This is a genomic window from Ancylobacter mangrovi, from assembly GCF_024752355.1.
Classification (GTDB): domain Bacteria; phylum Pseudomonadota; class Alphaproteobacteria; order Rhizobiales; family Xanthobacteraceae; genus Ancylobacter; species Ancylobacter mangrovi.
This window is the reverse complement of the sequence record NZ_JANTHZ010000015.1, coordinates 102,561-111,161: the sequence shown is the minus strand read 5'-3', so window position 1 is coordinate 111,161 and position 8,601 is coordinate 102,561. Positions and strand designations below refer to the sequence as shown.

The window sequence follows — 8,601 nt, the reverse complement described above, 5'->3', positions numbered from 1 at the left end:
GGGCGTCCTCGAACAAGCCGGAGCTGGTCGTGGTGGTGGAGAGCCCGGTGTCGGAGGCGCGCATGCGCGACATGTTCAGGCTGGTCGACGGCGTGCTGCGCACCCACCCGGAAGTGGGCGCCTATAACCAGAGCCTGTGAGGAAAGGGGCGCCGTTCAGGCGGCGCCCTTCGCCAGGCGGTCGAAGGCTTGCAGGCGGGCGACCAGCGCCTCGAAATCCTTCAGCGGTACCATGTTCGGCCCGTCCGAGGGCGCATGGTCGGGGTCGGGATGGGTCTCGATAAAGACGCCCGCGACGCCGACCGCGACCGCGGCGCGCGCCAGCACCGGCACGAACTCGCGCTGCCCGCCCGAGGAGGTGCCCTGTCCGCCCGGCTGCTGCACCGAATGGGTGGCGTCGAAGATCACCGGCGCACCGGTCGTCTCGGCCATGATCGGCAGGGAACGCATGTCGGTGACGAGCGTGTTGTAGCCGAACGAGGCGCCGCGCTCGGTTACCAGAACGTTCGGATTGTCGCTGTCGGTGAGCTTGGCGACGACGTTCTTCATGTCCCACGGCGCGAGGAACTGGCCCTTCTTGACGTTGACCACACGCCCCGTCGCGGCGGCGGCGATCAGCAGGTCGGTCTGGCGGCACAGGAAGGCGGGGATCTGGAGGATGTCGACCGCTTCGGCGACCGGCGCGCACTGGTCGTTCTCGTGCACGTCGGTCAGCACCGGCATGCCGTAGCGCTCGCGGATCTCGGCGAAGACGGGGAGGGCGGCGTCGAGCCCCATGCCGCGCGCGCCCTTGATCGAGGTGCGGTTTGCCTTGTCGAACGAGGTCTTGAACACCACGCCGATGCCGAGCCGGCTCGTGATCTCGCGGATCGCGGCGGCGCATTCGAGCGCGTGCTCGCGGCTCTCCATCTGGCAGGGACCGGCGATCAGGGCCAGCGGCAGCGCATTGCCGAAACGGACGTCACCGACGGTGACGATGGGATTGGCGGACGGGCCGCTCATTGTCGGATACCTCGATGAAGGCGGGCGGGGTCAGATGACGCCGGCGCGCAGCAGGTCGTGAATGTGGAGGATGCCGACGGGCTCGCCGGCGCTGACCACGAACAGCACCGTGATCTGGAGCCGGCTCATCTGGCCGAGCGCGGAGCTGGCGAGGTCGGCCGGCGCGATGACGAGCGGCGAGTTGGTCATCACCTGCTCCACCGGGCGTGGCAGCAGGTCCGAGCTCATATGGCGGCGCAGGTCGCCGTCGGTGATGATGCCGACAAGCTGGCCGCGGGCGTCGGTGACGCCGCAACAGCCGAAGCGCTTGCCGGTGATCTCGATCAGCGCCTCGCTCATCGGCGTGCCGATCGCCACCAGCGGCAGGCTGTCGGCCTCGTGCATCAGGTCGGCGACCTTGAGCAGGCGCGCGCCGAGCTTGCCGCCGGGGTGGAAGACGCGGAAGTCCGAGGCCGAGAAGCCGCGCCGCTCCAGCAGCGCCAGCGCCAGCGCGTCGCCGAGCGCGAGCTGCATCAGCGTGGAGGTGGTGGGGGCGAGGCCGTTGGGGCACGCTTCCTCGACCTTCGGCAGCTCCAGCACCACGTCCGCGGCGCGGCCGAGCGTGCTCTCGACATTGCAGGTCATGGCGAGCAGGGGGACCGCGAAGCGGCCGGCATAGTGCACCACGTCGCCGAGCTCGGCGGTTTCGCCGGACCAGGAGATGGCGAGCAGAACGTCGTCCGGCGTGACCATGCCGAGGTCGCCATGGCTCGCCTCGGCGGCGTGGAGGAACAGCGCCGGCGTGCCGGTGGAGGCGAGGGTGGCCGCGAGCTTGCGGCCGATATGCCCGCTCTTGCCCATGCCGGTGACGATGACCCGCCCGCGCGCCGCCTCGATCAGCCGGGTGGCCCGCTCGATCGCCGCGCCGAGCGGCCCGTCGACCGCCGCACTGAGTGCCGCCAGGCCCTGCGCCTCGACGGCGAGGGTGTGCCGGACGCTGACGCGGATGGGATGCTCCTCGCGGGCCGGTTCGGTGGCGGGAAATTTCTCCGACTGAGCCATGCCCACAGCGATACTCCCTTGCTCGCCCGACGCGCAATCATTCCACCCTGAAGCAGATGAAAACGGCCGCAGAGGGGCGTCAATAAGCGTCCTCGGCCCGCGACGCAATCAGGCGGGCAGCGGAAGCGGTGGACGCCGGAGCGGGCAGGAGGTCGCCCGTCCGGCGGCTCAGCTCCGGTTGTAGACGTCCTCGATGCGGACGATGTCGTCCTCGCCGAGATAGGAGCCGGTCTGCACCTCGATCAGCTCCAGCGGGATCTTGCCGGGATTGGCGAGGCGGTGCACGCCGCCGAGCGGCAGATAGGTGGATTCGTTCTCGCGCACCTCGAACACCTTGCCGTCGAGCGTGACCTCGGCGGTGCCCTTCACCACCACCCAGTGCTCGGCACGGTGATAGTGCTTCTGCAGCGAGAGCCGGCCGCCGGGCTCGACCACGATCTTCTTCACGTGGAAGCGCTCGCCGCGGCAGATGGTCTGATAGGTGCCCCAGGGACGGTGCGCCTTCAGGTGCTCGCTGGCGGCGTTGTGCCCGTCGCTCTTCAGCTTGGCGACCAGCGCCTTCACGTCCTGCGAGCGATGAGCCGGCATCACCAGCACGGCGTCCTCGGTGGCCACCACCGACACGTCGTCGAGGCCGACCGCCGCGACCAGCGGGCCGTCCGAGTGGACGAAGGTGTTGTGGGAATCGAGCAGCGTCACGGGACCGTGCGTCACGTTGCCCGAGGCGTCGCTCTCCGAGACGCCGCGCAGCGCGTCCCAGCTGCCGATGTCGGACCAGCGGAAGCGGCCCTCGACCACCGCGGCGCGCGAGGTGCGCTCCATCACGGCATAGTCGATGGACTTGGCCGGCGAGGAGGCGAAGGCCCTGGCGTCGAGCCGGATAAAACCGAGGTCCTCTACCGCCAGCTCGACCGCCTCGCGCACCGAGGCGACGATCTCCGGCTCGAAGCGCTCGGCCTCCTCGATCAGCAGGCCGGCCGGGAACAGGAAGTTGCCCGAGTTCCACAGATAGCCGTCGGCGAGGTAGCCGGTCGCGGTCTTCTGGTCCGGCTTCTCGACGAAGGCGTCGACGACGCGCGCATCCGCCTGCCCGGTCTCGCTGCCGGGCCGGATGTAGCCATAGGCGGTGCTCGGCTCGGTCGGAGTGATGCCAAAGGTGACGATGCGCCCGTCGCTGGCCGCGATCGCGGCGGTGCGGCAGGCGTCGACGAAGAGCTGCTCGTCGAGGACGATGTGGTCGGCGGCGAGGGCGAGCACCAGGCAGCTCTCGCCGGCAAGGCGCTGGGCGATCATCGCGGCGGCGAGCAGGGCCGGCCCGGAATCGCGCCGCGTCGGCTCGAGCGCCACGGTGACGTCCATGCCGAGGTCGCTCGCCTGGCGGCGGGCGAAGAATCGGAAGTCTTCATGCGTCAGCACGATCGGCGGCGCGAACAGGGTGCGGTCCGACACCCGCCGCAGCGTGTCCTGGTAGAGCGTGTGGTCGCCGATCAGCGCCTGGAACTGCTTGGGCAGGCTGTCGCGCGATACCGGCCACAGCCGCGTTCCGCTGCCGCCAGCGAGAATGACGGGAACGACGGGCGCGGGGCTCAACATGGACGTGATCTCCTTGGAAGGGGTGCAGAATGCCCGAAACGGACGAATTGTCCATGCCGCTGCGCAACGCCGCGGCCGCCCGGCTCGCCGTCGGCCGGCCGCGCGCGCGACGCTCCGGAACCGACGCATCCGCCCCGCGTTCTTGTCGTGGCGGCGCGAGTGACGTTGGTGTGGAGCGAAGGTAACCGATTATGAGGTCCGGGGCGGTGGACGAAGCGGGCGGAGAGGGCGCCTCCGGTGGCGCATTCCTGATCGCGGCGCAGGGGGGCCACCGTTCCACGGCCACGCCCGGCGAGCGCAACGAGCGGCTGTGGCTGCGCGTGACCCAGGTGTCGATCATCGCCGTCGCGGTCGTCATGCTCGCCGCCGCCCTGGTAGTGGCGCGGCCGGTGCTGATCCCGATCGTGGCCGCGGTCATGATCGGCAGCGTGATCGGACCGGCGATCGAGGCCATGGCGCGGCGCGGCCTGCCGACCTGGCTCGGCACGCTAATCATCGTGGCGGCGCTGGTCGCGGGCGTGTACGGCGCGGTGATGGCGCTGACAGGGCCGGTGGCGGACTGGACCGCGCGCGGGCCGGAGATCGGCGGGATCCTGCAGGAACGCCTCGCCGCGTTCCGCCCGCTCATCTACCGGCTGTCCTCATTCGCCGAGTCGATCGAATCCATGGGCCGGATGGCCTCGCCGCCGATGAAGGTCGAGATCGCCGATTCCCAGCTCGTGGAGAGCATGGTCGGCCTCATCACGCCGGCGATCGGGGAGTTCATCCTGTTCGTCGGGTCGCTGATCTTCTTCCTGGCGGGCCGGAACCAGATCAAGCGGCGGGTGGTGCAGGCGATGACGCCGCGCTCGACGCGTCTGACGGCGCTGCGCGTCTTCCGCGAGATCGAGGAGCGGCTCGGCGCGTATCTGGTGACGGCGACGCTGATCAATATCGGGCTCGGCGTGGCGACGGCGCTCATGACCTTCGCGCTCGGCCTGCCCAACGCGCCGATGTGGGGCGCGCTCGCCTGCGTGCTCAACTACGTGCCCTATCTCGGGCCGGCGGCGATGACGGCGATTCTCGCCATGGCGGGCATCGTGACCTTCCCGGACCTGGTGGAGGGGCTGCTGCCGGCGGCCGCCTTCCTCGCCCTGACGGGCATAGAGGGGCAGTTCCTGACGCCGATGATCGTGGGCCGCCGCGTGTCGCTCAACCCGTTCGCCGTGTTCCTTTCAATGGCGCTGTGGACATGGCTGTGGGGGCCGGTCGGCACCTTCCTCTCGGTGCCGCTGCTGATCACGGCGATGGCGTTGATGGACGCCATACTGGCGAAGCGTCGTCCACACCTTCCTGGGTGAAGCGACGAGGATGCTCACGCACCCGCTTGACACCCGTAAGTGCCTGCCTTAACACCCGCCGCACTCGACGCGAGGTCGCCACCGACCCGTCGTTGGGGGTGTAGCTCAGTTGGTTAGAGCGCCGGCCTGTCACGCCGGAGGTCGCGGGTTCGAGCCCCGTCACTCCCGCCAGTCGTTTCAACGGCTTGGCGCCCGTGCCGAACAATCCGTGATACTTTCCGGACCGGCGCCGTGACACTTTCCTTGCCATTTTGTTCCTTGATGCGTGCCCGGCCGCGCTCGCGAGCTTCGTCTACCTGGCGCACTGTCGCGACGTGGACCGGGTTGTAGGTCTTCAGGAGCCGGTTCGAAGCGGACAGGGTGTTCGCCATTTTTGTCGAGACGCTGCCAGGCGTGGCGCCGCCGGCGAAAGCTTCGACCGTTCCGGATCGACGCATATCCGCAAGCATCCGCGTTTCGGTCGGACCGAACACCGCAATTCGGACAGTCGCAAAGTCCTTGCCCAGCTTATCCTTGCTGTAGGGCACCGGTGAATAGGGGCGCCCGCCCCTGCCCGAGGCGGAGATGGAACGAGTACGGAAAATCGGCGCGTTCTCGAGGAGATCAAATCCGAGCTGCGCGACATACGCGTCGAGGATCGCTTCCGACCATCGGGAGAGGGTTCCGGCGGCTGCTTGGCCCGTCTTCGCCCGCTCCACCGCGAAATAGGTTCCGGTGGCGTCTGTGCGGCGCTGAGCCGTTGTGAGCGTGCGTGCATCCACCGGCGACAACTGGGTGTCCCAGATCACCGCCATACATGCCGCGAGGCCGCGGTAGCCCATGCGCCAGGCCCGTTGGACCATCAGCTTGACCTCCCGGTCTTGCCAGACGGCCGATCGAGGAGACGGTGCGCTGTTCGCGGTGGCAAGAGACGGGTCGCGGTCCGGCGCGCAATAGCCCATGACCGCCATCTTCTTCCATAGAGCCCGCCAAACCTTGATGGTCCGGAACGCCTCCGACGGCGAAACCCTGGCGGCGATCTTCTCCCGGAAGGCCTGCATTTCTTCCGGCTGGATCGTTTTCGGGTCGACATCACCCCAGACCGGAGCAAGCCATTTCCACGCTCTTGGCCAATCGTCGCGGCTGCTCTGCTCGCTCGACCACGATCTGCCCTTGCTCACCCGATCCCTGGTCCGCATGGACATGGCGCGGAGATAGCCGTCGCCGACGCTGCCGGGAGGATAGGACGGCCTAGCCACGACGCCCGGCGGACCGGCGCGCCGCGCGACATCCCATTCGGCATTGAGGTCAAGAGCGCGAGCTTGATGTTCAACTGTGAGCCGAGGGCCGAACGTCACCAGCCGAAAGCCATGGGCCTTCATGGCCCGCGTCGGCCGCCAGCGCCATTTTCCCTGCACGAAGACCAGATAGCGGATCTTGTCGGTGCCCAAAGGAAGCTCACAGATTGGCGATGCGGCCAAGCGCTACCTCCCTAGAGTCGCGCGCCTGCTCCGGCCTGGTCAAGCCTGACCGGCGATCCATCCAGGCGTCGATCGCCTTCAGGTCGAACATGCCGGTCGTGGGGTCGGCGCGAGGGAACCCGCGATCCTGCAACGAGAGCAGCTTCGCCTCGAATTCCGCGAGCGTGAGGTGAAGGCGGCGTGCCGCCTTTTCGGCCGGCACGTCGCGAGGATCCACGGGGAATCGGACGGAGGGAGCGCGCCGCATTTGTCACCTCAACCAACGTTCCGGCGGAAATCGATCACCATCCGGGTGAGCTGGCGCACGACATCATGCTCGGGCACCTTGGCGTCGCGCATGGCGACGGAGACCGCATAGAGCTGCGCCGCGATGAAGAGAGGATCGATGCCTCGCTCCTCCCACCACCATTCCTCGCCGTCGCGGTGCTGGGCTCCCGAGCTCATCGTGTGAAGCCAGACACACAGCGGCACTGCCCATTTGTCGTCAGGCTTCGTTCCGATCCCGGTAATGCCCTTGCCGTGCAGCGCGCTGGCGTAGCGGATATGGGCGGCCTCGCCGGCGGGCGCCGTGCCGCTTACGAGGCACGGGAGCTGGCGCAGGATCCGCAGATGGGTCTCATCCTTCAGGCGGGCCCTCGGCGCCGGGAGCGGGCGCTGACGCTTGCGACGTGCGCTCTTGAGGTTGGGCCTGACGCCCGTCTCGATCCGGAACGCCATGCTCACCGTCCAAAGCGCGTGATCTGATAGGCGTCGCTGCGGCGCGAACTGCCCGAACGAGGCATGCGCGCCGGTCGATAAGCATCTGACGCCGTCGGGAACGGCGTGCCATCGGGTCCTCGATTGGCGATCGACAGAAGGACATCGCCGACGCAGGGGCATCCGGGCTTCGGCCAGTCGGCGAGGTTGCGACCTCGAAGGTGCCGATCAATCTCTTCCTGCGACGGGGGCAGCGGCGGCGGTTGGTCGAAGTGGCGGGCCCGGAAGCCATCGTAATGGAAATCGCTGCTCTTGAGGCCGCCGGCAAGCCAGACGCGATACAGGTAGGCAAGAACCCCGTATCGGTTCGCCTGCGTCGGCAGCCATCCTCGAGCCTTTAGCAGGTACTCGACATAGCGGTGATCGAGCCAGAATGGCGGGCGCCACCGGGTGGCGCGATCGACCCTCACGGAACCGGCCGGCACGATGGTGCGGCCGGCGATCTTCGTGAGCTGGAGACGGCGCGGTTCAGCCATCGTCCCGGTCCCGCTGCTGGTGCCGTGCGAGCCGGCGAAAACAGAGGATGACGACCAAGCAGAAGGCGATGGCTGATCCGGCGCCGGCGAGATGGCCGAAGGTCATGATTTGACTTGCCTTTCTGGGGCTTGCCCGGAAATCGACCGTTTGTTGAAAGGGAAGGTTAACCCTCCCGATCGAGATGCCGGGGCGCCGAGGAACGCCGGCGTCCACCACCGGTTCCTCCCCCGAAGGCTCATCGCGGGCCGGATGTCACGGGGGAGGCATTCCTCATGCGGGCCTTGAACAGGACCCTTGCCGCCTGGCTGGCGGCGCCCTTCTGCCCAGAGAACACATGCCGCTGCACCGGGCCGCGTCCGCGCGACGAGCGGCCGGCCGGTGCGATGCCGGCAGCCACGCCGGCGCCGCTGCCCCGCGGCGATCTGCGCGGCGATGGCTGGCTGCGCACACGGACCATGGGCTCCTCGACGGCGAGCTATGCCATCGAGCCGGGCGCCGGCCCGGTGCTGGCCGGGGTGCTGCGGGCGGAAACCTTCACCATGCTCGCCGCGCGCGGCACCTCGCCCGCCTTCCTCGTGCTCGAATCCGGCCGCCCGGTTCCGATCCGCATCGGCGAGCTCGACCGCGACTGCCTGCATTTCGACGTGGCGCGCGCCCTGCTCGAAGGCGGCGACGGCCGGGCCGACGGGTTCGGCTGAGGCGGGGAGGGACCGGTCTCGTTTGCGGGTAACGGGGGCCGGAGAAGGGAATGTCGTGTTGTCGGTCGTCACATCGGCTCGATGTAGCTTCGAAGTGCCTCTATTGGGGTATCGAAATAACGGCGCAGGCCACGAGGAGCGACGGCACGGGCAGCGACAGCCAGCGCGAATGCCAGATAAATGCGCATCATGAAATCTCGCGCCGAGGCGTTGCGGCAAACGGGGTTGGAAAGGA

10 protein-coding genes and 1 tRNA gene are annotated in these 8,601 nt (G+C 68.4%); 4 read left to right on the top strand and 7 right to left on the bottom strand.

Annotation, left to right across the window (positions count from 1 at the left end; all coding sequences use genetic code 11):
• Positions 1-155: 155 nt before the first annotated feature.
• From kdsA to NVS89_RS22785, 3 genes are all read right to left on the bottom strand, one after another.
• Complete coding sequence (gene kdsA, locus NVS89_RS22795; protein ID WP_258735080.1) at positions 156-1,001, bottom strand: 3-deoxy-8-phosphooctulonate synthase; 846 nt, start codon at positions 999-1,001, stop codon at positions 156-158.
• A gap of 30 nt (positions 1,002-1,031) precedes the next feature.
• Positions 1,032-2,042: a KpsF/GutQ family sugar-phosphate isomerase gene (locus NVS89_RS22790; protein ID WP_374114630.1), complete on the bottom strand. Its 1,011-nt coding sequence runs from the start codon at positions 2,040-2,042 to the stop codon at positions 1,032-1,034.
• Positions 2,043-2,210: 168 nt separating this feature from the next.
• Positions 2,211-3,635, bottom strand: a complete 1,425-nt coding sequence (locus NVS89_RS22785) for a mannose-1-phosphate guanylyltransferase/mannose-6-phosphate isomerase (RefSeq protein WP_258735078.1) — start codon at positions 3,633-3,635, stop codon at positions 2,211-2,213.
• Positions 3,636-3,826: 191 nt separating this feature from the next.
• Between NVS89_RS22785 and NVS89_RS22780 the strand changes: the two genes are divergently transcribed.
• From NVS89_RS22780 to NVS89_RS22770, 3 genes are all read left to right on the top strand, one after another.
• Entirely contained in the window at positions 3,827-4,975 is a 1,149-nt protein-coding gene (locus tag NVS89_RS22780; RefSeq protein WP_258735077.1) for an AI-2E family transporter, read from the top strand.
• A 94-nt stretch (positions 4,976-5,069) separates the two neighbouring features.
• A tRNA-Asp gene (locus NVS89_RS22775) sits at positions 5,070-5,146 on the top strand.
• A 768-nt stretch (positions 5,147-5,914) separates the two neighbouring features.
• Entirely contained in the window at positions 5,915-6,172 is a 258-nt protein-coding gene (locus NVS89_RS22770) for a hypothetical protein (protein ID WP_258735076.1), read from the top strand.
• A 240-nt stretch (positions 6,173-6,412) separates the two neighbouring features.
• Here NVS89_RS22770 and NVS89_RS22765 read toward each other — a convergent pair whose 3' ends face one another.
• From NVS89_RS22765 to NVS89_RS22755, 3 genes are read right to left on the bottom strand one after another with little or no spacing between them, the layout of a single operon-like run.
• Positions 6,413-6,652 (bottom strand): hypothetical protein, encoded by a 240-nt coding sequence (locus NVS89_RS22765; RefSeq protein ID WP_258735075.1) that lies wholly within the window; start codon positions 6,650-6,652, stop codon positions 6,413-6,415.
• Between the two features lie 38 nt (positions 6,653-6,690).
• The gene (locus NVS89_RS22760; RefSeq protein ID WP_258735074.1) at positions 6,691-7,152 is read right to left on the bottom strand and encodes a hypothetical protein; all 462 of its coding nucleotides are present in this window, start codon (positions 7,150-7,152) and stop codon (positions 6,691-6,693) included.
• Positions 7,153-7,154: 2 nt separating this feature from the next.
• On the bottom strand, positions 7,155-7,667 hold the full coding sequence (locus tag NVS89_RS22755; RefSeq protein ID WP_258735072.1) for a DUF4326 domain-containing protein: 513 nt from the start codon (positions 7,665-7,667) through the stop codon (positions 7,155-7,157).
• A gap of 384 nt (positions 7,668-8,051) precedes the next feature.
• On the opposite strand from NVS89_RS22755, the gene NVS89_RS22750 reads away from it, so the two are divergent.
• Positions 8,052-8,366, top strand: a complete 315-nt coding sequence (locus NVS89_RS22750) for a hypothetical protein (protein WP_258735071.1) — start codon at positions 8,052-8,054, stop codon at positions 8,364-8,366.
• A 68-nt stretch (positions 8,367-8,434) separates the two neighbouring features.
• Here NVS89_RS22750 and NVS89_RS22745 read toward each other — a convergent pair whose 3' ends face one another.
• Positions 8,435-8,557, bottom strand: coding sequence for a hypothetical protein (locus NVS89_RS22745; RefSeq protein WP_258735070.1), 123 nt, complete (start codon positions 8,555-8,557; stop codon positions 8,435-8,437).
• Between the last annotated feature and the right edge of the window lie 44 nt (positions 8,558-8,601).

Coding starts and splice junctions, on each gene's coding strand:
- NVS89_RS22750 (WP_258735071.1), top strand. CDS start 8,052: ATGCCGGCAGCCACGCCGGCGCCGCTGCCCCGCGGCGATCTGCGCGGC.
- NVS89_RS22770 (WP_258735076.1), top strand. CDS start 5,915: ATGACCGCCATCTTCTTCCATAGAGCCCGCCAAACCTTGATGGTCCGG.
- NVS89_RS22745 (WP_258735070.1), bottom strand. CDS start 8,557: ATGATGCGCATTTATCTGGCATTCGCGCTGGCTGTCGCTGCCCGTGCC.
- NVS89_RS22780 (WP_258735077.1), top strand. CDS start 3,827: ATGAGGTCCGGGGCGGTGGACGAAGCGGGCGGAGAGGGCGCCTCCGGT.
- NVS89_RS22790 (WP_374114630.1), bottom strand. CDS start 2,042: ATGGCTCAGTCGGAGAAATTTCCCGCCACCGAACCGGCCCGCGAGGAG.
- kdsA (WP_258735080.1), bottom strand. CDS start 1,001: ATGAGCGGCCCGTCCGCCAATCCCATCGTCACCGTCGGTGACGTCCGT.
- NVS89_RS22760 (WP_258735074.1), bottom strand. CDS start 7,152: ATGGCGTTCCGGATCGAGACGGGCGTCAGGCCCAACCTCAAGAGCGCA.
- NVS89_RS22755 (WP_258735072.1), bottom strand. CDS start 7,667: ATGGCTGAACCGCGCCGTCTCCAGCTCACGAAGATCGCCGGCCGCACC.
- NVS89_RS22785 (WP_258735078.1), bottom strand. CDS start 3,635: ATGTTGAGCCCCGCGCCCGTCGTTCCCGTCATTCTCGCTGGCGGCAGC.